The organism is Polynucleobacter sp. HIN5 (genome assembly GCF_030297555.1).
Taxonomy (GTDB): Bacteria; Pseudomonadota; Gammaproteobacteria; order Burkholderiales; family Burkholderiaceae; genus Polynucleobacter.
This window is the reverse complement of record NZ_AP028136.1, coordinates 42,503-63,118: the sequence shown is the minus strand read 5'-3', so window position 1 is coordinate 63,118 and position 20,616 is coordinate 42,503. Positions and strand designations below refer to the sequence as shown.

Sequence of the window (20,616 nt, the reverse complement as noted above, 5' to 3'; positions counted from 1 at the left end):
GTTCCTAATTATTTCTTGAGTGCAACGCCAGCCTTACGGGGGCCTTTGCGGGTACGAGCATTGGTCTTCGTTCTCTGGCCACGCACTGGCAAGCCCTTGCGATGACGAATGCCGCGATAGCAAGCCAAGTCCATTAAACGCTTAATGTTCATGGTGACTTCACGACGCAAATCACCCTCTGTGGTGCGCTTACCCACTTCATCACGAAGCTTTTCTAGCTCAGCATCGGTAAGATCTTTAACTTTCTTATCGATTGCAACACCTGTGTTCTCACAGATCTTGAGAGCTTGTGCCTTACCAATACCGTAGATGGCGGTTAAACCAATCACAGTATGTTGATGATTTGGGATATTTACCCCAGCGATACGTGCCATATAAATTCCTCTACTTAACCGAATTAACCTTGACGCTGCTTATGACGTGGATCGGACGAGCAGATCACACGCACCACGCGCTTACGCTTGATGATTTTGCAATTGCGGCAAATACATTTAACGGATGCCAATACTTTCATCATTCACCTCTTTAATAATCCTTACTTCGCACGGAAGATAATTCTTGCGCGCGTCAAATCGTATGGGGTCATTTCCACAGTTACCTTATCTCCTGGCAGGATTCGGATGTAATGCATCCGCATCTTCCCAGAAATATGACCTAATACCACATGCCCATTCTCTAACTTCACCCTAAACATAGCGTTGGGGAGGTTTTCAACAATTTCCCCTGCCATCTGAATTACATCGTCTTTAGGCATCTTAGAGAGTGGGTCCCATCTTAAAGTTGGCTTTCTTCATCAGAGAGCCGTACTGCTGCTGCATCACAAATGATTGCACTTGAGCCATAAAGTCCATCGCAACCACCACAATAATTAACAACGATGTTCCACCGAAATAGAAAGGAACGTTGTATTTCAAAACCAAAAACTCGGGCAATAAGCACACTAAAACCATATAAATTGCACCAGCCAACGTCAAACGAACCAAAATCTTATCGATGTAGCGGGCAGTTTGATCACCTGGACGAATACCTGGAACAAACGCACCGCTCTTTTTCAAGTTATCGGCCGTATCGCGACTATTAAAAACCAAGGCAGTATAGAAAAAGCAAAAGAAAATAATGGCAGTCGCGTACAAAATGATGTAAACCGGTTGGCCAGGGGCCAAGGTTGCCGCCAAATCTTTCACAATACGACTCAGCATATTGGTTGGTTCGCCTGCAGTAAACCAACCGGCAATGGTGGCCGGGAACAAAATAATCGATGAAGCAAAAATAGGAGGAATAACACCGGCCATATTCAGCTTTAGAGGCAGGTGGGAAGACTGACCGCCATAAATCTTATTACCCACCTGACGTTTAGCGTAGTTCACCAGAATACGGCGCTGACCACGCTCTACGAAAACAACAAAATATGTCACTGCAATGACAATCAATACGATAAAAATCGCTGAGAGAATGCTCATGGAGCCAGTGCGAACCAACTCTAAAAGACTAGCCAATGCGCTTGGCAAGCCAGAAACAATCCCGGCAAAAATAATGATGGAAATACCGTTGCCCAAGCCGCGTTCAGTAATTTGCTCACCGAGCCACATTAAAAACATTGTGCCGGTGACAAGGGTTACAACCGTATTGAACTGAAACATGAGGCCAGGATCAACAACAAGACCGGGTTGAGACTCAAGCGCAACGGAAATCCCAATTGCTTGGAAGGTTGCCAAAAAGACGGTTGCATAACGAGTGTATTGGGTAATCTTGCGTTGACCAGCTTGGCCTTCCTTCTTCATCGCCTCAAGCGAAGGAAGCACAATGGTCATCAATTGCATGATGATCGACGCAGAGATATAGGGCATGATGCCCAAAGCGAACACCGTAAAGCGAGACAAAGCCCCGCCTGAAAACAAATTGAACATTCCCAAAATACCGTCTTTTTGCTCACTAAACAGTTTTGATAACTGATCAGGATCAATACCGGGCACTGGAATGTGAGCACCAATACGGTAGACAACCAACGCCAATACCAAGAAAATCAAGCGGCGACGTAAGTCACCATACTTGTTTCCAGATGGTGTCAAACTAGAGACGTTAGAGGAACCGAGCGCCATAAATTGCTTTAAACCTCAGCGAGCACCTTACCGCCAGCAGCCTCAATAGCGGCTTTTGCACCTGCACTTGCAGTCAATCCCTTTAAGGTAACCGCGCGCTTAATTTCACCAGTCTTAATCACTTTGACAGCATTCGTTTGCTCGCCAGCAAGGCCATGCTGCTTGAGGGCAACTAGATCTACTTCGGCCAAACCGATGCGTTCTAAATCTGCGAGGGTTACTTGACCAACAAAACGACGTGTTAAAGAAATGAAACCGCGCTTGGGTAAGCGACGATACATGGGCATTTGGCCGCCCTCAAAACCAACTTTATGAAAACCGCCGGAACGCGACTTTTGGCCTTTATGACCACGACCAGCAGTCTTACCAAGACCCGAACCAATACCACGGCCGACACGGCGACGTGGGCGTTTAGCACCTTCGGCGGGTTTAATCGTATTTAATTGCATTGCTTTACCCGATCACTTTCACAAGGTATGAAACCTTATTAATCATTCCCCGGACCGCCGGGGTATCTTGTAACTCTGAAACCGAGTTCAGGCGACCAAGGCCCAAACCACGAACCGTGGCACGGTGACTCTCGCGCGTACCGATCAAGCTACGTACTAGCTGAAGTTTGACCTTTGAATTTGATTGTGTATTTGCCATCTTTTACTTTCGATTACAGGCTATTAACCCAAAATTTCTTCAACCGACTTTCCGCGCTTCGCAGCAATTTCTGCAGGCGTGCTCATCTTGCTCAAACCATCCAATGTGGCACGAACCATGTTGTAGGGATTGGTTGAACCAAGCGACTTTGCAACCACATTGGTCACACCCATTACATCAAAAATCGCACGCATTGGACCGCCTGCGATTACACCGGTACCTTCTTTGGCAGGAGAAATCAGAACACGCGAGGCACCATGCTGACCAATCACAGAATGCTGCAATGTTCCCTTACGAAGGGGAACCTTAATCATTTTGCGACGTGCTTCATCCATTGCTTTTTGAACAGCAACGGGAACTTCCTTCGATTTACCTTTGCCCATTCCAATTCGTCCATCACCATCACCAACGACCGTCAAGGCAGCAAAGCCAAGAATACGGCCGCCCTTCACTACTTTGGTTACGCGATTAACAGCAATCATCTTCTCGCGTAGACCGTCATCGCGCTCTTCTGACTGAATTTTGGTTTGCATTTTTGCCATAATTTTTTCCTAAACCGTTTCTTAGAACTTCAAGCCAGCTTCACGCGCAGCTTCAGCAAGGGCCTTAATACGGCCGTGATAACGATGTCCCGCACGATCAAACGCGACGCTCTCAACGCCAGCCTTCTTTGCACGTTCGGCGATTAATTTGCCAATCGCTTGTGCCGCTTGGCTGTTACCGCCATTTTTTACCGAAGTACGCAAATCCTTTTCCATGGTCGAGGCCGCGGCAACCACCTTGCTACCGCATGGGCTATAGACCTGGGCGGAGATATGGCAATTGCTCCGAATCACCGTCAAGCGATGAGCTAATAGTTCAGCAATCTTGATGCGGGTTTGACGTGCACGTCTTTGTCTTGTTTCGTTTTTGTTCATATCGAATCTCGGCTTTACTTAATTACTTCTTCTTGGTTTCTTTAAGGTGAACCACTTCGTCGACATAACGCACACCCTTACCCTTGTAGGGCTCTGGGGAGCGATAGGCACGAACTTCCGCAGCAACTTGACCAACTTGTTGCTTATTGGCGCCTTTGATAATGATTTCAGTTTGCGACGGGGTTTCCGCTTTCACACCAGCAGGGAGTGGATAGTTAATTTCATGCGAGAAGCCCAATTGCAATTTCAAAGAATTGCCTTGTGCCTGTGCACGATAACCCACTCCAACAAGACTTAGCTTGCGCTCAAATCCCTGGGTCACACCAACGACCATGTTATTAACCAATGCACGAGTCGTTCCAGACAATGCATTTGCTTCAGGCGAGTTATCTTTGATGGCAACTGTAATGACACCATCTTTATGTTCAAGACCAACACTAGGATGCACGGTGTGGGTGAGAGTTCCCAATGGGCCCTTCACAGTTAACAACGCGTTTGCGATACTGATCTCAGCGCCTTTTGGCACTGTAATGGGAGATTTACCAACTCGAGACATCGTTCTCTCCTTAAGCCACGTAGCAAATGACTTCGCCGCCAACGCCGGATGCGCGTGCTTTGCGATCGGTCATCAAACCTTGCGGTGTTGAAATAATGGCAACGCCCAAACCATTCATGACCTCAGGAATGTCATGGCGTCCCTTGTAAATACGCAAACTGGGAGTAGAAACTCGCTCAATTCGTTCAATTACAGGACGGCCAGCATAGTATTTGAGATCAATCTTCAATACAGGCTTAGCTGCTTCACCGGTGATTTCAAAACTATCGATATAGCCTTCGTCTTTCAAGACCTTGGCGATAGCTACTTTTAATTTGGACGACGGCATGGTAACCAAGGTTTTCTGCACCGCTTGCGCGTTGCGAATTCTGGTCAACATATCGGCGATTGGATCACTAATGCTCATGGGTTCTCCTAAATTCTTTCGCCGCTTACCAGCTGGCCTTGGTTAAACCGGGGATCTCGCCACGGAAAGCAATCTCACGGATCTTGCCGCGCGCTAAACCAAATTTGCGGAAGGTGCCACGTGGACGACCGGTTAATGAACAACGATTACGTTGACGAATAGGGCTCGCATTGCGCGGCAATGATTGCAGCTTTAAACGAGCCTCATAGCGCTCCTCGTCACTGCGGCTTGTGTCGTTAATGATCGACTTCAGCTCAGCGCGCTTATGCGTGAATTTTGCAACCAACTTAGCGCGTTTTTTCTCACGCTCAATTAAAGATAGTTTTGCCACGTTTGCCTCTTAATTGCGAAATGGAAATTTAAACGCCGCTAACAATGCCTTAGCTTCCTCATCGGTTTTAGCGGTGGTCGTAATACTGATATTGAGACCACGTAATGCATCAATTTTGTCGTACTCAATTTCAGGGAAAATAATTTGTTCTTTAACGCCAATGTTGTAATTACCACGGCCATCAAACGCTTTACCTGAGATTCCGCGGAAATCGCGTACACGTGGCAAAGAAACCGTAATAAAGCGATCCAAAAATTCATACATGCGAGTACCTCGCAGAGTAACCATCGCACCGATGGGATAGCCTTGGCGAATCTTAAATCCTGCAATCGCCTTACGCGCCTTGGTGACAACCGGTTTTTGACCAGCAACTTTGGTTAAATCACCAACTGCATGCTCAATCACTTTTTTATCACTCACGGCCTCACCTAAACCCATATTGAGGGTGATTTTGGTAATGCGCGGGACTTCCATCACAGACTTATAGCCAAACTGCTGCATCAAGTTTGCAATGACTGTATTTTTGTAATGCTCTTGTAAACGGGTGCTCATAATTTCTCCGAACCTTAAGCGCTAAGCGTCGCGCCAGTGGTTTTTAAATAACGCACTTTTTTACCATCCACTAACTTAATGCCGACGCGGGATGGTTTGCCATTCGCATCAACTAATGCGATATTGGAAGCGGCAATGGGCATGGTCTTATCAACGGTTCCGCCAGTGGTTCCATCATTAGGATTGGGCTTTACATTCTTTTTATAAATGTTCACGCCCTCAACCACAAATTTGTTTTCAAGAATTCCGGTAACCGTGCCTTTTTTACCCTTATCACGCCCAGTAAGAACAATCACGGAGTCGCCTTTACGAATCTTTTTCATAGTGACCTCTTTAAATAACTTCTGGGGCAAGAGAAACAATTTTCATGAAACGCTCGGTGCGTAGCTCACGCGTAACTGGTCCAAAAATACGGGTACCAATCGGCTCAAGCTTTGCATTTAGCAAAACAGCAGCGTTCTCATCAAATTTAATTAAGGATCCGTCAGGACGACGAACGCCTTTCGCAGTCCGAACAACTACTGCGTTATAAATGTCACCTTTTTTAACTCGACCACGAGGAGCGGCAGCTTTTACGCTCACCTTAATGACATCACCAATATTGGCATAACGGCGCTTTGAGCCACCCAATACCTTGATGCACAAAACTTCGCTCGCGCCAGTGTTATCGGCGACTTGCAACCTGCTTTCAGTCTGAATCATTTTGTCTAATCCCCAACTTGTACGCCAATGGCGTCAGTCTTGGTTCCGTCTATGAGCCCATTGCATTGCTACAAAATGGCTCGGATTTAATAAAAATTACTTATAAATCAACAGCTTAATAAAACTATATGTTTCCGTCATTTGATCTATTTAATAACGGAAAGCTTTTGATTCTACTACAAAAAACTGTATCTTGACAATCTCTTGTCAAAATTTCAACTTAAATTCCTTTGGAAGCCTCAACCAGGCGGGTTACCACCCAAGCCTTCGTTTTGGCCATTGGTTTGCCCTCAGTAATTTCCACGGTGTCGCCCATCTTGTATTGATTGGTCTCATCGTGTGCGTGATACTTTTTTGACTTACCAACGTATTTGCCAATTACAGGATGCTTCACCTGACGCTCAACTTGAACAGTCACGGTTTTTTGCATCTTGTCGCTAACGACACGACCAACGAGGGTGCGGCGCAAGGGTTTGGAGATTTCTGTCATATCTCGATCCTAATTATTTCTGAATAGTCTTTTGGGTGATAAAGGTTTTAACGCGAGCAATATCACGCTTCACCTGTCCCAACTGACTGGTATTTTGAAGTTGCTGAGTTGCTTTTTGCATCCGCAGCTTGAAGTGGGTTTTTAGCAACTCAGACAGCTCTTGGTTAAGAGCGCCTAAATCTTTGCTTTGCAGTTCTTTGCTTTTCATGATGGGTTCCTGATTAAGCGCCGATTTGACGAATCACAAACGTGGTTTGAATAGGTAACTTGGATGCGGCCAGACGGAATGCCTCTCTTGCAAGAGTTTCATCAACTCCGTCCATTTCATACAAAACCTTACCTGGCTGAATCTCGGCTACATAGTATTCAGGGTTCCCTTTTCCGTTACCCATACGCACTTCAGCAGGCTTTTGTGAAATTGGCTTGTCTGGGAAAATACGGATCCAGATTCTTCCACCGCGTTTGATGTGACGGGTCATTGCACGTCGTGCAGACTCAATTTGACGTGCCGTTAAACGACCGCGACCAACCGCCTTCAAACCAAAATCTCCGAAGGCAACCGAACTGCCGCGTGTTGCGACACCGGTATTGCGACCTTTTTGTTCTTTACGATATTTGCGACGCTTTGGTTGCAGCATGCTTACTCTCCTGCCTTCTTCGTTTCTGTGCTGGCGATGGCTTTACGAACCCGCTTTACAGTGGGCTTCACCGCTGGCTTCTCTTCACCGGGCTTCGCTGACGAATCAGCGCCGGCTACACGCCGCACAGTCTTAGCAGGTGCGCGACGTGGTTTTTTCTCCTCGGCTACCGGGGCCTCTGGTGCTGCATTTTGAGTCAATTGCGCATCTGCGCCACGACCCAAGGTGTCGCCCTTATAAACCCAAACCTTGACGCCAATAATGCCGTATGTTGTTTCTGCCTCTGATGTGGCGTAATCAATGTCCGCCTTCAAAGTGTGGAGTGGAACGCGGCCCTCGCGATACCATTCGCGGCGCGCAATTTCAGCACCATTCAAACGACCAGAGGACATAATCTTGATGCCCTGAGCACCAAGACGCATGGCACTTTGCATCGCACGCTTCATGGCACGACGGAACATAATGCGTTTTTCAAGCTGCTGAGTAATTGAATCCGCAATCAACTGGGCATCGACTTCGGGCTTACGAATCTCTTCAATGTTGACATGGACAGGTACACCCATCCGTTTTTGCAATTCTTTACGGAGAACTTCAATGTCCTCGCCCTTCTTACCAATTACGACACCAGGACGCGAACTAAAAATAGTGATTCGTGCATTTTTAGCAGGACGTTCAATTAAAACCTTGCTAACAGAAGCATTCTTTAGCTTCTTCTTCAAGTAATTACGAACCTCAACATCCTCTTTGAGCATGTTGGCAAAGTCATTACTATTGGCATACCAGCGGGATGTCCAGTTACGGCTTACCGATAGACGAAATCCATTTGGATTAATTTTTTGGCCCATGTCTTTCCTTAATTACTCAAGGTCACGCTAATGTGACAACTTTGTTTCTCAATACGGTTACCACGGCCTTTGGCGCGAGCAGTAAAACGCTTTAATGATGTTGCTTTGTCAACAATTACAGCGGACACTTTGAGTTCATCAATGTCGGCACCTTTATTGTGCTCAGCATTAGCGATGGCAGACTCAACCACCTTCTTCATGATGAAAGCAGCTTTTTTGGGGCTGAAATTCAAAATGTTCATAGCGCGTGAAATCGGCAAACCACGAATTTGATCTGCCACTAAACGTGTTTTTTGGGCAGAAATTCGTGCACCGCGGTGAATAGCTTTAACTTCCATCATCATCCCCTTACTTCTTCACAACTTTCTTGTCGGCAGAGTGTCCTTTGAACGTGCGCGTCAAAGCAAACTCACCAAGCTTGTGTCCAACCATGTTTTCAGAAACATAGACCGGAACGTGCTGTTTACCGTTGTGAACAGCAATTGTTAATCCAATGAAGTCAGGAAGAATGGTCGAACGACGTGACCATGTCTTAATTGGCTTCTTATCTTTATTGGCCTGAGCGGTCTCAACCTTTTTCACAAGGCTGGCATCGCAGAAAGGACCTTTTTTCGCAGAACGAGTCATTTATCTATTCCTTATCCATTAACGCTTTTGACGACGCTGAACAATCATGGTCGTTGTACGTTTATTGCGACGGGTACGATAGCCCTTCGTTGGGGTTCCCCATGGAGAGACGGGTACACGACCTTCGCCAGTTCGTCCTTCGCCACCACCATGTGGGTGGTCGATTGGGTTCATGGCTACACCGCGAACTGTTGGGCGAATACCGCGCCAACGGGTTGCACCTGCTTTACCAATCTGACGCAAGCTATGCTCTTCATTGCCAACTTCACCAATGGTGGCACGGCAATCGATCAAAATACGACGTACCTCGCCGGAGCGCAAACGAACCTGGCCATACACGCCTTCGCGTGCCAACAAAACCGCCGAACTACCAGCGGAGCGAGCGATTTGCGCACCCTTTCCAGGCAACATCTCAACACAATGGATCGTGCTACCAATTGGAATGTTACGAATCGGTAAATTGTTTCCTGCTTTGATCGGAGCCTCAGCACCGTTCATTACCTGCTGTCCAACCGTCATCCCCTTGGAAGCAATGATGTAACGACGCTCACCGTCCGCAAAGACTAGGAGAGCAATATTTGCACTACGGTTTGGATCGTATTCTAGGCGCTCAACCTTGGCAGAAATACCATCTTTGTCGTTGCGCTTAAAGTCAACCATGCGGTAGTGATGCTTGTGACCACCGCCTTTGTGGCGCGTCGTAATGTGGCCATTATTGTTACGACCAGCTTTTTGGAACTGTGGCTCAACCAAGGCTGCAAAAGGCTTACCTTTATGCAGGTCAGGATTGACTACCTTGACCATTGAACGACGACCTGGTGAGGTCGGTTTGGTTTTCATGAGCGGCATAATTAATTTGCCTCCGCTTCAAAGTTAATTTCTTGACCAGGCTTCAGATTGACATAGGCCTTCTTGGCGTGATCGCGTCGACCCTCAAATCGGCCAAAGCGCTTTGGCTTACCTTTTTGATTAACGATTTGCACAGACTCCACTTGAACTTTGAAAAGCAATTCAACGGCTTGCTTCACATCGAGCTTATTTGCATCGCGCGCAACTTGGAAAATCACTTGCTCATTCTTTTCGGCGACCATGGTTGCTTTTTCAGAAACAATGGGTCCAAGCAAAATTTGCATGAGACGATGATCGTTTTTACGTGTTTGGCTCATTTCAGCAACTCCTCCATCTTGGCGATCGCTGCTTTGCTCACCAATACTTTTTGAAACTGAACTAATGACAAGGGGTCTGCATGCTGAGGTTCAACCACAGCAACTTTGTGCAAATTGCGCGATGCAAGATAAAGATTCTCGCTAACCTCATCCAAAATAATTAATACCGACTCAAGACCCATACCCTTGACTTTCTCAGCCAACAACTTGGTCTTGGGCGCATCCAAATTAAATTGGTCGACCACATTTAAACGACCTTCGCGTGCCAACTGAGAAAGGATCGAGCGCATACCAGCGCGATACATTTTCTTGTTGACCTTGTGCGAAAAATTTTCTTCTGGAGAGTTCGGGAATATCCGACCGCCTCCACGCCACAATGGCGAAGAGCTCATACCAGCACGAGCACGGCCGGTACCTTTTTGGCGCCATGGTTTTTTTGTGCTGTGCTTTACTTGCTCACGATCTTTTTGTGCACGATTACCACTACGTGCATTTGCTTGATACGCAACCACGATCTGATGAACAAGTGCTTCGTTGTACTCACGCTCAAATACTTCGGGTGAAGCTTGTACACCAGCACCTAGCTGGCCGTTGTCTTGGAGAAGTTTCAGTTCCATGTCCTCTCCTTATTTCTTAGCTACAGCTTTAACAGCTGGAGTAACAAGTACTTTTCCACCAGGAGCGCCGGGAATAGCGCCCTTGACCATAATGAGATTGCGCTCCGCATCAATGCGAGCAATCACCAGATTCTGAACGGTACGGGTTACATCACCCAAATGACCGGTCATGCGCTTACCAGGAAAAACACGGCCTGGATCTTGCGCCATACCAATAGAGCCTGGAACATTGTGTGAACGGGAGTTACCGTGACTCGCGCGACCAGACGCAAAGTGATAGCGCTTAATTGTTCCAGCGTAGCCCTTACCAATCGTAACGCCTTGTACGTCTACCTTTTGGCCAGCTGCAAAAACATCAACGCCAACGATTTGGCCAGGCTTCATCTCGGCCAATTTTTCAGCATCCACATGAAATTCATTTAAGGCATTGCCAGCCATCACACCTGCTTTTGCAAAGTGTCCGGCCATCGCCTTGGTTACGCGGCTAGCGCGGCGTGTTCCGTGAGCCAACTGAACGGCATCATAGCCATCCGTTGCCTGGGTTTTCACTTGAGCAACCCGGTTATCGCTCACATCAATCACGGTGACAGGAATTGCTTCCCCTTCATCCGTAAACAGACGGGTCATGCCGACCTTACGGCCGATCAAGCCTAAGCTCATATTCTTACTCCAATGCTGACTTCGATTGGTCAGCGGAAATTTAATTTAACCTGTTTTAAATAAAAATGTTTATATAAAACAAGCACTTACAATTTATATACTACAAAATATACTCTTCAAAACTACGAAAAGCCTTCAATTCTAGCCTAAAAAGGCAAAACTAACAAACTTTTATGCAATCTAGCTTACTGCAGCTTGATTTCAACATCCACGCCAGCAGGCAAATCCAACTTCATCAGGGCGTCTACCGTTTTCTCGGTAGGATCGACAATATCCATCAAACGGAGGTGCGTACGGATCTCCATCTGATCCCGTGAAGTCTTGTTCACATGGGGAGAACGTAACAAATCAAAACGCTCAATGCGAGTTGGCAAAGGAATTGGGCCCTTGACAACGGCGCCAGTGCGCTTCGCAGTATCGACAATCTCGGCAGCGGATTGGTCGATCAATCGATAATCAAATGCCTTCAAACGAATTCTAATTTTCTGGTTTTGCATAGTTATTCCAAAGAGCAGTGCGGTGCTGCCGCGTTAATCATCCAACTAAAGAACAAGGGAATATCTGCAGCACAAATATTCCCAATCGTGCAAAACAATTAAGCCAAAATCTTCGCAACCACACCCGCACCGACGGTACGACCGCCTTCACGGATTGCAAAGCGCAAGCCCTCTTCCATCGCGATGGGGGCAATGAGCTTTACGGTGATGGTGACGTTATCGCCAGGCATCACCATCTCCTTGTCCTTTGGCAACTCAATCGAGCCAGTGACATCGGTGGTACGGAAGTAAAACTGAGGACGGTAGTTGTTAAAGAAGGGGGTATGACGACCGCCCTCATCTTTGGACAATACATAAACCTCAGCGGTAAAGTGGGTGTGGGGGGTAATCGAGCCGGGCTTAGCTAATACTTGGCCACGCTCCACTTCCTCACGCTTGGTACCGCGTAAGAGGATACCGACGTTATCACCGGCTTGACCTTGATCGAGCAGTTTACGGAACATCTCGACGCCAGTGCAGGTGGTCTTCAGCGTTGGCTTAATACCGACGATCTCAATCTCTTCACCGACTTTCACAATGCCGCGCTCGACACGACCGGTCACCACCGTGCCACGACCGGAGATCGAGAACACGTCTTCGACTGGCATCAAGAATGCGCCATCAATCGCCCGCTCGGGATTGGGGATATAACTATCTAAGGCTTCGGCAAGCTTCATGATGGCGCCCTCACCGAGCTCACCCTTGTCGCCTTCTAAGGCGAGCTTGGCAGAGCCCTTGACGATGGGGGTATCGTCGCCTGGGAACTCGTACTTGGAGAGCAGCTCACGTACTTCCATCTCCACGAGCTCTAAGAGTTCAGCGTCATCCACCATATCGCATTTGTTCATAAACACGATGATGTAAGGCACGCCCACTTGGCGGGCCAAGAGGATGTGCTCACGGGTTTGGGGCATGGGGCCGTCAGCGGCCGAGACCACCAAAATGGCGCCGTCCATCTGCGCTGCACCGGTAATCATGTTCTTCACGTAGTCGGCGTGGCCTGGGCAATCGACGTGCGCGTAGTGACGATTCTTGGTCTCATACTCGACGTGGGCGGTATTGATCGTAATACCACGGGCCTTCTCTTCAGGGGCCGCATCGATCTGATCGTAGGCTTTGGCTTCACCACCAAAGAGCTTGGAGAGCACGGTGGTAATTGCTGCAGTTAAGGTGGTCTTACCGTGGTCGACGTGACCAATGGTGCCAACGTTCACATGGGGTTTAGTCCGTTCAAATTTTTCTTTTGCCATTTTGGGTGCCTTTTATTTAGCTAATCAATGTTCAAAAAATTACTTTGCTTTTGCTGCAATGACAGCATCAGCGACGTTCTTAGGTGCTTCTGAATAATGCTTAAATTCCATGGTGTAAGTTGCGCGGCCTTGCGTTAATGAGCGCAAACCGGTTGAGTATCCAAACATTTCTGCAAGGGGGACCTCAGCGCGCACAATCTTGCCGCCACCAGGGATGTCATCCATGCCTTGCATGATGCCGCGGCGAGACGATAAATCGCCCATCACGTTACCCATGAAATCTTCAGGCGTCTCAACCTCTACCGCCATCATTGGCTCAAGCAGAACCGGAGTCGCTTTACGCATCCCGTCTTTAAACGCCATCGACGCCGCCATCTTGAATGCATTCTCATTCGAGTCAACATCGTGGTAGGAACCAAAGAACAAAGTTGCCTTAACGTCCACCACTGGATATCCAGCAAGAACGCCGGCGTTCAGGGTTTCAACAATACCCTTTTCAACAGCAGGTATGTATTCACGTGGCACGACGCCGCCTTTGATTGCATCGACAAACTCAAAGCCCTTGCCCGGATCTTGTGGCTCAAGTTTCAATACCACGTGACCATACTGGCCACGGCCACCAGATTGCTTAACAAACTTGCCTTCGATTTCGTCGCAAACTTTACGAATGGTTTCACGATAAGCAACTTGTGGTTTACCAACCGTTGCCTCAACGCCGAACTCGCGCTTCATGCGATCCACAATAATTTCAAGGTGTAGCTCGCCCATTCCAGAAATAATCGTCTGACCAGATTCTTCGTCGGTCTTCACGCGGAATGATGGATCTTCTTGTGCAAGGCGATTGAGCGCTAAGCCCATCTTCTCTTGGTCAGCCTTCGTTTTTGGCTCAACAGCCTGAGAGATCACGGGCTCTGGGAACACCATGCGCTCTAAAATCAAAATATTATCTGGGTCGCAAAGAGTTTCGCCAGTGGTGGCTTCTTTTAAACCAACTGCAGCGGCGATATCGCCAGCACGAACTTCTTTAATTTCTTCGCGTTGATTAGCGTGCATCTGTAAAAGACGACCAATCCGCTCTTTCTTGCCCTTAATGGGGTTATAGATGGTGTCACCAGAATTCACAACACCAGAGTAGACGCGGAAGAAAATTAACTGACCCACAAATGGATCGGTCATGATCTTAAATGCGAGTGCCGAGAACTTTTCATCATCACTGGCTTTACGACTGGTTTCGCTTCCGTCTTCTTTTTCGCCTTTGACCGGAGGAATATCAACGGGTGACGGCAAGAAATCAACTACTGCGTCCAGCATGGCTTGAACGCCTTTATTTTTAAAAGCGCTGCCACAAAGCATGGGAACGATTTCACCTGCAATGGTCCGTTGACGGAGTGCCTTCTTAATGTCTTCTTCTGTCAGAGTTTCGCCGCCAAGGTATTTGTCCATCATTTCCTCAGAGCTCTCAGCCGCAGCCTCGAGCATTTTCTCGCGCCACTCTTCAGCGGCTTCTTTCAATTCAGCAGGGATGTCACCGTAAGTAAATTTGGTCCCTTGGGAGGCATCATCCCAAATGATGGCTTTCATTTTGATCAAATCGATCACGCCCTGGAAATTTTCCTCAGCGCCAATTGGAACCTGGATCGGAATTGGGTTCGCCTTAAGCCGAGCTTTCATTTGGTCGTAGACCTTAAAGAAATTCGCGCCGGTACGATCCATTTTGTTTACAAAGGCCAATCGAGGAACTCTGTATTTGTTTGCTTGACGCCAAACGGTTTCGGATTGTGGCTGAACTCCGCCCACCGCACAGTAAACCATGCAGGCACCATCCAATACGCGCATTGAGCGCTCCACTTCAATCGTGAAGTCAACGTGTCCTGGTGTATCAATGATGTTGATGCGATGCTCCGGATAATTACCAGCCATACCTTTCCAGAAGGCGGTGGTAGCAGCTGAAGTGATGGTAATTCCACGCTCTTGCTCTTGCTCCATCCAGTCCATCGTGGCAGCGCCATCATGAACTTCGCCGATTTTGTGATTTACGCCGGTATAAAACAACACACGCTCGGTTGTGGTTGTTTTGCCAGCATCGATGTGTGCAGAGATACCAATATTTCGATAGCGCTCAATGGGGGTTTTACGTGCCACTTTTTCCTCTTTCGGTTAGAGCGTTAGAAACGGAAATGCGAGAAGGCTTTGTTGGCTTCAGCCATACGGTGTACCTCTTCACGCTTCTTCATTGCGCCGCCACGACCTTCGGCAGCTTCTAGTAATTCGTTTGCCAAACGCTGTGCCATGGATTTCTCACCACGTTTCTTGGCAGCCTCTCTTAGCCAGCGCATTGCCAACGCGGATCGACGCGATGGACGAACTTCAACAGGTACCTGATAGTTGGCACCGCCAACCCGGCGACTTTTAACCTCAACCATGGGTTTAACATTTCCCATGGCAGTCGAAAAAATCTCAAGTGGTTCTTTATTGGCTTTTTTCTCAATGTGTTCAAAGGCACCATAGACGATGCGCTCTGCAACAGACTTTTTGCCGTCAAGCATTAAGACGTTCATGAACTTAGCAACTTCCACATTCCCAAATTTTGGGTCAGGAAGAATTTCCCGTTTCGGGACTTCGCGACGACGCGGCATAACAACTCCTATCTATTCAGTTAGGGAACATTCCCTTAGTTACTTAACAACTTTAAAAAAAGCGAAGTAACCACTTACTTGCCAAAATGGCCTTTACATCAAAACTACTACCTCAAATTACGCTTTCTTAGCGCGCTTTGCACCATACTTGGAACGCGCCTGCTTACGGTCTTTAACACCCTGTAAGTCAAGAGATCCGCGAACAATGTGATAACGCACACCAGGCAAATCCTTCACACGACCGCCACGAATCAGCACAACCGAGTGCTCCTGGAGGTTATGGCCTTCACCGCCAATGTATGAGATCACCTCAAACCCGTTGGTTAAGCGCACCTTTGCCACTTTACGCAATGCCGAATTTGGCTTTTTTGGCGTCGTCGTGTAAACACGGGTGCAAACACCGCGGCGCTGGGGGCTATTCTGCAACGCTGGGCTTTTGCTCTTGATCACTAGTCGTGAGCGCGGCTTACGCAGCAGCTGATTAATTGTTGGCATAAATTTATACTCGCTTATTACTTTTATCTTTAAAATCAATAACTTATGAAATTAGCCTGCTATTCTCTTAAGTAATTGATTTTCTTATGAATCAGTAGAACTCAGCATTCTAGCTTGACCAGCCCTTCCCGTCAACTTCTTGGGCAAAGACTGGTCAATATGCTGAATACAACCCTTAACTTTGCTCGGCCCCACCTTCAGGCGTCGCTGCAGCCTCAACTTGCTCCGCTACATCACCGGCCTCCAAAGCTAAAGCCTCCTCGGCAGCAATCATCTGAGCACGATCGCGTTCAAATTGCTCACGTACTTTTCTCGCCCGACGATAAGCCAATCCAGTTCCAGCAGGAATCAGACGCCCAATAATGACGTTTTCCTTAAGGCCCCTTAAGGTATCAACTTTGCCCATAATGGCTGCCTCAGTTAATACACGAGTGGTCTCTTGGAAGGATGCCGCCGAAATAAAGCTGTCGGTTGACAAGGATGCCTTGGTAATTCCGAGCAGAATGTTCTCGAACTGAGCTGGTTGTTTCCCTTCTGCGATGACTCGATCATTCTCGTCATACAGCTTGGAGCGCTCCACTTGCTCACCGGTGATGAAGTTCGTATCGCCAGGATTGGTGATCTGAACACGACGCAACATCTGACGCACGATTACCTCAATGTGCTTGTCATTGATCTTTACGCCCTGCAGTCGATAAACGTCTTGTACCTCATCAACAATGTAGATCGCTAACTCTTCAATTCCTTTGAGATGCAAAATATCGTGGGGATCGGCTGGACCCTCCACAATCATTTCGCCCTTGTTCACCACTTGACCATCATGAACTAAGACCTGCTTCTCTTTTGGAATGAGGAATTCGCTGCTCTCACCATCCATATCAGTAATCACCAAGCGCTGCTTACCTTTAGTTTCCTTACCGAACGAAACGGTTCCGGTCACCTTGGCCAAAATGGCAGCATCTTTCGGTGACCGAGCTTCAAAGAGTTCAGCAACCCGTGGCAAGCCGCCAGTAATATCACGCGTCTTTTGTGACTCAATTGGAATACGTGCCAATACCTCACCAACCTCGATCTTCTGGCCATCTTTTACGGTAATCAATGCACCGACTTGAAGACCGATCGTTACGGGATGATCAGTTCCAGTAATCTTGGTTTGATTTCCCTGATCATCGAGCAACTGAATGACCGGACGCAAACCTTTGCTAGCTGCAGAACGGCGCTTACCATCGATCACCACCAAGGTTGATAAGCCAGTGACTTCATCAACTTGCTTGGCAACCGTTACGCCCTCTTCAACATTCTCAAAGCGTGCGATACCTGCATACTCAGAAATAATCGGACGGGTTAATGGATCCCACGTTGCAATGCTGGTTCCAGCTTTTACGCTTGCGCCCTCTTTCACCAGCAAGGTCGCTCCATACGGAATCTTATGACGCTCGCGCTCGCGACCGTTGTCATCCAAGACTAAGGCCTCGCCCGAACGAGAAATCACCACTTGCTCGCCCTTGGCGTTGGTTACAAAACGCATGGTGGAAGAGAACTTCAAAGAACCATTCGACTTCACTTCGACGTTACTTGCAACCAGGGCGCGTGATGCGGCTCCACCAATGTGGAAAGTACGCATCGTTAACTGGGTGCCAGGCTCGCCAATCGACTGAGCGGCGATTACACCAACCGCTTCACCCACGTTGACGAGGCCGCCACGACCTAGATCGCGTCCATAACACTTGGCGCATAGACCATAACGCGTTTCGCAGGTAAGTACCGTACGTACCTTGACTTCATCAATACCCAAATCAACGATTCGATCAACATGATCTTCTTCGAGCAAGGTATCGTGGGGAACAATGACCTCTTGAGTGTCTGGATGCAAGACATCGCCAATGCACACGCGGCCTAAAATACGATCGCGCAGGGCTTCAATAATTTCACCGCCCTCCACCAAGGCGCGCATCGTTACACCATTACTTGCGCCGCAATCCTCTTCAACCACAACCAGATCTTGCGTCACATCGCACAAACGACGCGTCAAGTAGCCGGAGTTTGCAGTCTTCAAAGCGGTATCCGCAAGACCCTTACGAGCGCCGTGCGTAGAAATGAAGTACTGCAATACATTCAAGCCTTCACGGAAGTTCGCTGTAATCGGTGTTTCAATGATTGAGCCATCGGGCTTCGCCATCAAGCCTCGCATACCAGCAAGCTGACGAATCTGCGCTGCTGAGCCACGCGCTCCAGAATCAGCCATCATATAAATCGAATTAAAGGACTCCTGACGTACTGACTTGCCGTTGCGATCCGTAACATCGACATGGGATAACTCATCCATCATCGCCTTGCCAACCTGATCACCAGCAGCACCCCAAATATCGACGACGTTGTTGTAACGCTCTTGGTTGGTTACCAAGCCTGACATAAATTGCTTGTCATACTCTTTTACTTTGCCGGCGGCTTCGTTAATGATCCCGTCTTTCGAGCTTGGAATCAACATGTCGTCAATCGCAATCGAGATACCTGCCTTGGTTGCCAAACGGAAACCTGCCTGCAACAAGCGATCGGCAAAAATAACGGTTTCACGTAAGCCGCACTTACGGAAGGAGGTATTAATCAGCCGTGAGATTTCTTTTTTCTTGAGAGGCTTGTTAATTTCCGCAAATGCCATACCTTTTGGCAAAATCTCAGACAAAATTGCACGGCCCACGGACGTATGCTGAACCGATGTCTTGGCAGCAAAACGCTCATCGCCCTCAGCGTTTTTGTTCACGACTTCATATTCAGTGACACGTACTGCAATCCGCGATGCAAGCTCAACGGTTCCAGCCTCATACGCCCGAATCACTTCAGGGATATCAGCAAATACCATGCCCTCACCCTTGCCGTTAATCTTGTCGCGCGTCGCGTAATACAAACCTAGCACCACGTCTTGTGACGGGACAATTGATGGCTCGCCGTTAGCGGGGAACAATACGTTGTTCGATGCCAACATTAAGGTGCGGGCCTCCATTTGCGCCTCGAGTGAGAGCGGAACGTGAACAGCCATTTGGTCGCCGTCAAAGTCGGCATTAAACGCAGCGCAAACTAAGGGGTGCAACTGAATCGCTTTACCCTCAATTAACATCGGCTCAAACGCCTGAATACCAAGACGATGCAAAGTCGGGGCACGATTTAACAGAATCGGATGCTCCCGGATCACCTCTTCCAAAATATCCCAAACGATTGGGGTTTGGCTTTCCACTTCTTTCTTGGCGGCCTTGATGGTGGTTGCAATACCAAGTGTCTCGAGCTTATTAAAAATGAATGGCTTGAATAGCTCCAATGCCATCAACTTTGGCAAACCGCACTGATGCAACTTAAGCGTTGGGCCCACTACGATCACAGAACGACCCGAGTAGTCAACGCGCTTACCTAACAAGTTCTGACGGAAACGGCCACTCTTACCTTTAATCATTTCAGCAAGTGACTTCAACGGACGCTTATTCGCACCCGTCATTGCCTTACCACGACGACCGTTATCCAATAATGAATCAACTGCTTCTTGCAACATGCGTTTTTCATTACGAACAATAATCTCGGGGGCGCGGAGTTCTAACAGGCGGCGCAGACGATTATTACGATTGATGACGCGACGATAAAGGTCGTTCAAATCCGAGGTTGCAAAACGACCACCATCTAATGGAACCAAAGGACGCAGCTCAGGAGGCAATACTGGTAGAACCTCCATGATCATCCAGTCAGGCTTGATGCCCGAGCTTTGGAAAGCCTCTAGAACTTTGAGACGCTTAGCGTATTTTTTAATCTTGGCATCACTACCAGTAGCCTTCAACTCTGAACGAATCGACTCTACTTCGCGATCGATATTAATTGTGCGCAATAACTCCCGAATGCCTTCAGCGCCCATAATGGCCGTAAAGGCACCCTCGCCAAACTCTTCCACCTTAGCGTTGTACTCATCCTCGGACATAATTTGACCGCGCTTCATCGCGCCCTCAGGCGTTAAGCCAGGATCAACAACGACGTATGCTTCAAAGTACAGAACGCGCTCAATATCACGCAAGGTCATGTCCAATACCATTCCCAGGCGGGATGGCAGAGACTTTAGAAACCAAATATGCGCAACGGGAGCGGCGAGTTCAATATGTCCCATGCGCTCACGACGCACTTTGGCTAAAGTGACCTCAACGCCGCACTTTTCACAAATAACACCGCGGAACTTGAGGCGCTTGTACTTACCGCACAAGCACTCATAGTCTTTAATCGGTCCAAAGATCTTGGCACAAAAGAGGCCGTCTCTCTCGGGTTTGAATGTGCGGTAATTAATCGTCTCAGGCTTACGAACTTCACCAAACGACCACGAACGAATCTTCTCAGGGGAAGCTAGGCCAATTTTGATGGCATCGAACTGCTCCTCGCCGGAGGTTTGCTTAAATAGATCGAGTAACGCTTTCATA

30 protein-coding genes are annotated in these 20,616 nt (G+C 48.0%); all 30 read right to left on the bottom strand.

Translation table 11 applies throughout. The features are described from left to right. Positions 1-8: 8 nt before the first annotated feature. Positions 9-374 carry a 30S ribosomal protein S13 gene (rpsM, locus tag QUE61_RS00380; protein ID WP_108507602.1) on the bottom strand — a complete coding sequence of 122 codons (366 nt, stop codon included), beginning with the start codon at positions 372-374 and terminating at the stop codon, positions 9-11. Positions 375-397: 23 nt separating this feature from the next. Then, positions 398-514 carry a 50S ribosomal protein L36 gene (gene rpmJ / locus QUE61_RS00375; protein WP_096673338.1) on the bottom strand — a complete coding sequence of 39 codons (117 nt, stop codon included), beginning with the start codon at positions 512-514 and terminating at the stop codon, positions 398-400. A gap of 21 nt (positions 515-535) precedes the next feature. Then, positions 536-754, bottom strand: coding sequence for a translation initiation factor IF-1 (gene infA, locus QUE61_RS00370; RefSeq protein ID WP_108507601.1), 219 nt, complete (start codon positions 752-754; stop codon positions 536-538). A 1-nt stretch (position 755) separates the two neighbouring features. Next, positions 756-2,099 (bottom strand): preprotein translocase subunit SecY, encoded by a 1,344-nt coding sequence (gene secY / locus QUE61_RS00365; protein ID WP_286307015.1) that lies wholly within the window; start codon positions 2,097-2,099, stop codon positions 756-758. An 8-nt stretch (positions 2,100-2,107) separates the two neighbouring features. Beyond that, positions 2,108-2,548: a 50S ribosomal protein L15 gene (rplO, locus tag QUE61_RS00360; protein WP_108507599.1), complete on the bottom strand. Its 441-nt coding sequence runs from the start codon at positions 2,546-2,548 to the stop codon at positions 2,108-2,110. Positions 2,549-2,552: 4 nt separating this feature from the next. Continuing rightward, positions 2,553-2,747 (bottom strand): 50S ribosomal protein L30, encoded by a 195-nt coding sequence (rpmD, locus tag QUE61_RS00355; protein WP_108509267.1) that lies wholly within the window; start codon positions 2,745-2,747, stop codon positions 2,553-2,555. 23 nt (positions 2,748-2,770) lie between these two features. Next, positions 2,771-3,289 (bottom strand): 30S ribosomal protein S5, encoded by a 519-nt coding sequence (gene rpsE, locus QUE61_RS00350; protein WP_286307014.1) that lies wholly within the window; start codon positions 3,287-3,289, stop codon positions 2,771-2,773. 21 nt (positions 3,290-3,310) lie between these two features. Continuing rightward, positions 3,311-3,664 (bottom strand): 50S ribosomal protein L18, encoded by a 354-nt coding sequence (rplR, locus tag QUE61_RS00345; RefSeq protein ID WP_286307013.1) that lies wholly within the window; start codon positions 3,662-3,664, stop codon positions 3,311-3,313. A 22-nt stretch (positions 3,665-3,686) separates the two neighbouring features. Beyond that, a complete protein-coding gene (rplF, locus tag QUE61_RS00340; RefSeq protein WP_286307012.1) occupies positions 3,687-4,220 on the bottom strand; it encodes a 50S ribosomal protein L6 in 534 nt (177 codons plus the stop codon). A gap of 10 nt (positions 4,221-4,230) precedes the next feature. Continuing rightward, positions 4,231-4,626 carry a 30S ribosomal protein S8 gene (rpsH, locus tag QUE61_RS00335; RefSeq protein WP_108507595.1) on the bottom strand — a complete coding sequence of 132 codons (396 nt, stop codon included), beginning with the start codon at positions 4,624-4,626 and terminating at the stop codon, positions 4,231-4,233. Between the two features lie 25 nt (positions 4,627-4,651). Next, positions 4,652-4,957: a 30S ribosomal protein S14 gene (rpsN, locus tag QUE61_RS00330; protein ID WP_108507594.1), complete on the bottom strand. Its 306-nt coding sequence runs from the start codon at positions 4,955-4,957 to the stop codon at positions 4,652-4,654. A 9-nt stretch (positions 4,958-4,966) separates the two neighbouring features. Continuing rightward, the gene (gene rplE / locus QUE61_RS00325; RefSeq protein WP_286225438.1) at positions 4,967-5,509 is read right to left on the bottom strand and encodes a 50S ribosomal protein L5; all 543 of its coding nucleotides are present in this window, start codon (positions 5,507-5,509) and stop codon (positions 4,967-4,969) included. 14 nt (positions 5,510-5,523) lie between these two features. Continuing rightward, on the bottom strand, positions 5,524-5,832 hold the full coding sequence (gene rplX, locus QUE61_RS00320) for a 50S ribosomal protein L24 (protein ID WP_286223777.1): 309 nt from the start codon (positions 5,830-5,832) through the stop codon (positions 5,524-5,526). Positions 5,833-5,842: 10 nt separating this feature from the next. Further along, positions 5,843-6,211, bottom strand: coding sequence for a 50S ribosomal protein L14 (gene rplN / locus QUE61_RS00315; protein WP_108507591.1), 369 nt, complete (start codon positions 6,209-6,211; stop codon positions 5,843-5,845). Positions 6,212-6,431: 220 nt separating this feature from the next. Then, the gene (gene rpsQ / locus QUE61_RS00310) at positions 6,432-6,701 is read right to left on the bottom strand and encodes a 30S ribosomal protein S17 (protein ID WP_108507590.1); all 270 of its coding nucleotides are present in this window, start codon (positions 6,699-6,701) and stop codon (positions 6,432-6,434) included. A 13-nt stretch (positions 6,702-6,714) separates the two neighbouring features. Further along, positions 6,715-6,909, bottom strand: coding sequence for a 50S ribosomal protein L29 (gene rpmC, locus QUE61_RS00305; RefSeq protein ID WP_108507589.1), 195 nt, complete (start codon positions 6,907-6,909; stop codon positions 6,715-6,717). Positions 6,910-6,922: 13 nt separating this feature from the next. Continuing rightward, on the bottom strand, positions 6,923-7,339 hold the full coding sequence (gene rplP, locus QUE61_RS00300; protein ID WP_108507588.1) for a 50S ribosomal protein L16: 417 nt from the start codon (positions 7,337-7,339) through the stop codon (positions 6,923-6,925). 2 nt (positions 7,340-7,341) lie between these two features. Then, positions 7,342-8,184, bottom strand: coding sequence for a 30S ribosomal protein S3 (gene rpsC / locus QUE61_RS00295; protein ID WP_286307011.1), 843 nt, complete (start codon positions 8,182-8,184; stop codon positions 7,342-7,344). A gap of 8 nt (positions 8,185-8,192) precedes the next feature. Continuing rightward, entirely contained in the window at positions 8,193-8,525 is a 333-nt protein-coding gene (rplV, locus tag QUE61_RS00290; RefSeq protein ID WP_199908528.1) for a 50S ribosomal protein L22, read from the bottom strand. A gap of 7 nt (positions 8,526-8,532) precedes the next feature. Beyond that, positions 8,533-8,811 carry a 30S ribosomal protein S19 gene (gene rpsS / locus QUE61_RS00285; protein ID WP_108507586.1) on the bottom strand — a complete coding sequence of 93 codons (279 nt, stop codon included), beginning with the start codon at positions 8,809-8,811 and terminating at the stop codon, positions 8,533-8,535. A gap of 18 nt (positions 8,812-8,829) precedes the next feature. After that, positions 8,830-9,660 carry a 50S ribosomal protein L2 gene (gene rplB, locus QUE61_RS00280; RefSeq protein WP_286307010.1) on the bottom strand — a complete coding sequence of 277 codons (831 nt, stop codon included), beginning with the start codon at positions 9,658-9,660 and terminating at the stop codon, positions 8,830-8,832. 2 nt (positions 9,661-9,662) lie between these two features. Further along, entirely contained in the window at positions 9,663-9,977 is a 315-nt protein-coding gene (gene rplW / locus QUE61_RS00275; RefSeq protein WP_108507584.1) for a 50S ribosomal protein L23, read from the bottom strand. Beyond that, positions 9,974-10,594, bottom strand: coding sequence for a 50S ribosomal protein L4 (gene rplD / locus QUE61_RS00270; protein ID WP_108507583.1), 621 nt, complete (start codon positions 10,592-10,594; stop codon positions 9,974-9,976). The genes rplW and rplD overlap by 4 nt, the downstream gene beginning before the upstream one ends. A gap of 9 nt (positions 10,595-10,603) precedes the next feature. Continuing rightward, a complete protein-coding gene (rplC, locus tag QUE61_RS00265) occupies positions 10,604-11,254 on the bottom strand; it encodes a 50S ribosomal protein L3 (RefSeq protein WP_286307009.1) in 651 nt (216 codons plus the stop codon). A gap of 185 nt (positions 11,255-11,439) precedes the next feature. Then, positions 11,440-11,751, bottom strand: a complete 312-nt coding sequence (rpsJ, locus tag QUE61_RS00260; RefSeq protein WP_108507581.1) for a 30S ribosomal protein S10 — start codon at positions 11,749-11,751, stop codon at positions 11,440-11,442. Between the two features lie 98 nt (positions 11,752-11,849). Continuing rightward, positions 11,850-13,040 (bottom strand): elongation factor Tu, encoded by a 1,191-nt coding sequence (tuf, locus tag QUE61_RS00255; RefSeq protein WP_108507569.1) that lies wholly within the window; start codon positions 13,038-13,040, stop codon positions 11,850-11,852. A 39-nt stretch (positions 13,041-13,079) separates the two neighbouring features. Beyond that, positions 13,080-15,182: an elongation factor G gene (fusA, locus tag QUE61_RS00250; RefSeq protein WP_286307008.1), complete on the bottom strand. Its 2,103-nt coding sequence runs from the start codon at positions 15,180-15,182 to the stop codon at positions 13,080-13,082. Between the two features lie 23 nt (positions 15,183-15,205). Next, positions 15,206-15,676 (bottom strand): 30S ribosomal protein S7, encoded by a 471-nt coding sequence (gene rpsG / locus QUE61_RS00245; RefSeq protein ID WP_108507579.1) that lies wholly within the window; start codon positions 15,674-15,676, stop codon positions 15,206-15,208. A 117-nt stretch (positions 15,677-15,793) separates the two neighbouring features. Further along, on the bottom strand, positions 15,794-16,171 hold the full coding sequence (gene rpsL / locus QUE61_RS00240) for a 30S ribosomal protein S12 (protein ID WP_108507578.1): 378 nt from the start codon (positions 16,169-16,171) through the stop codon (positions 15,794-15,796). 175 nt (positions 16,172-16,346) lie between these two features. After that, positions 16,347-20,615: a DNA-directed RNA polymerase subunit beta' gene (gene rpoC / locus QUE61_RS00235; RefSeq protein ID WP_286307007.1), complete on the bottom strand. Its 4,269-nt coding sequence runs from the start codon at positions 20,613-20,615 to the stop codon at positions 16,347-16,349. Position 20,616: the final 1 nt, after the last annotated feature.

Coding starts and splice junctions, on each gene's coding strand:
- rpsM (WP_108507602.1), bottom strand. CDS start 374: ATGGCACGTATCGCTGGGGTAAATATCCCAAATCATCAACATACTGTG.
- rpmJ (WP_096673338.1), bottom strand. CDS start 514: ATGAAAGTATTGGCATCCGTTAAATGTATTTGCCGCAATTGCAAAATC.
- infA (WP_108507601.1), bottom strand. CDS start 754: ATGCCTAAAGACGATGTAATTCAGATGGCAGGGGAAATTGTTGAAAAC.
- secY (WP_286307015.1), bottom strand. CDS start 2,099: ATGGCGCTCGGTTCCTCTAACGTCTCTAGTTTGACACCATCTGGAAAC.
- rplO (WP_108507599.1), bottom strand. CDS start 2,548: ATGCAATTAAATACGATTAAACCCGCCGAAGGTGCTAAACGCCCACGT.
- rpmD (WP_108509267.1), bottom strand. CDS start 2,747: ATGGCAAATACACAATCAAATTCAAAGGTCAAACTTCAGCTAGTACGT.
- rpsE (WP_286307014.1), bottom strand. CDS start 3,289: ATGGCAAAAATGCAAACCAAAATTCAGTCAGAAGAGCGCGATGACGGT.
- rplR (WP_286307013.1), bottom strand. CDS start 3,664: ATGAACAAAAACGAAACAAGACAAAGACGTGCACGTCAAACCCGCATC.
- rplF (WP_286307012.1), bottom strand. CDS start 4,220: ATGTCTCGAGTTGGTAAATCTCCCATTACAGTGCCAAAAGGCGCTGAG.
- rpsH (WP_108507595.1), bottom strand. CDS start 4,626: ATGAGCATTAGTGATCCAATCGCCGATATGTTGACCAGAATTCGCAAC.
- rplE (WP_286225438.1), bottom strand. CDS start 5,509: ATGAGCACCCGTTTACAAGAGCATTACAAAAATACAGTCATTGCAAAC.
- rplX (WP_286223777.1), bottom strand. CDS start 5,832: ATGAAAAAGATTCGTAAAGGCGACTCCGTGATTGTTCTTACTGGGCGT.
- rplN (WP_108507591.1), bottom strand. CDS start 6,211: ATGATTCAGACTGAAAGCAGGTTGCAAGTCGCCGATAACACTGGCGCG.
- rpsQ (WP_108507590.1), bottom strand. CDS start 6,701: ATGACAGAAATCTCCAAACCCTTGCGCCGCACCCTCGTTGGTCGTGTC.
- rpmC (WP_108507589.1), bottom strand. CDS start 6,909: ATGAAAAGCAAAGAACTGCAAAGCAAAGATTTAGGCGCTCTTAACCAA.
- rplP (WP_108507588.1), bottom strand. CDS start 7,339: ATGCTGCAACCAAAGCGTCGCAAATATCGTAAAGAACAAAAAGGTCGC.
- rpsC (WP_286307011.1), bottom strand. CDS start 8,184: ATGGGCCAAAAAATTAATCCAAATGGATTTCGTCTATCGGTAAGCCGT.
- rplV (WP_199908528.1), bottom strand. CDS start 8,525: ATGATGGAAGTTAAAGCTATTCACCGCGGTGCACGAATTTCTGCCCAA.
- rpsS (WP_108507586.1), bottom strand. CDS start 8,811: ATGACTCGTTCTGCGAAAAAAGGTCCTTTCTGCGATGCCAGCCTTGTG.
- rplB (WP_286307010.1), bottom strand. CDS start 9,660: ATGCCGCTCATGAAAACCAAACCGACCTCACCAGGTCGTCGTTCAATG.
- rplW (WP_108507584.1), bottom strand. CDS start 9,977: ATGAGCCAAACACGTAAAAACGATCATCGTCTCATGCAAATTTTGCTT.
- rplD (WP_108507583.1), bottom strand. CDS start 10,594: ATGGAACTGAAACTTCTCCAAGACAACGGCCAGCTAGGTGCTGGTGTA.
- rplC (WP_286307009.1), bottom strand. CDS start 11,254: ATGAGCTTAGGCTTGATCGGCCGTAAGGTCGGCATGACCCGTCTGTTT.
- rpsJ (WP_108507581.1), bottom strand. CDS start 11,751: ATGCAAAACCAGAAAATTAGAATTCGTTTGAAGGCATTTGATTATCGA.
- tuf (WP_108507569.1), bottom strand. CDS start 13,040: ATGGCAAAAGAAAAATTTGAACGGACTAAACCCCATGTGAACGTTGGC.
- rpsG (WP_108507579.1), bottom strand. CDS start 15,676: ATGCCGCGTCGTCGCGAAGTCCCGAAACGGGAAATTCTTCCTGACCCA.
- rpsL (WP_108507578.1), bottom strand. CDS start 16,171: ATGCCAACAATTAATCAGCTGCTGCGTAAGCCGCGCTCACGACTAGTG.
- rpoC (WP_286307007.1), bottom strand. CDS start 20,615: ATGAAAGCGTTACTCGATCTATTTAAGCAAACCTCCGGCGAGGAGCAG.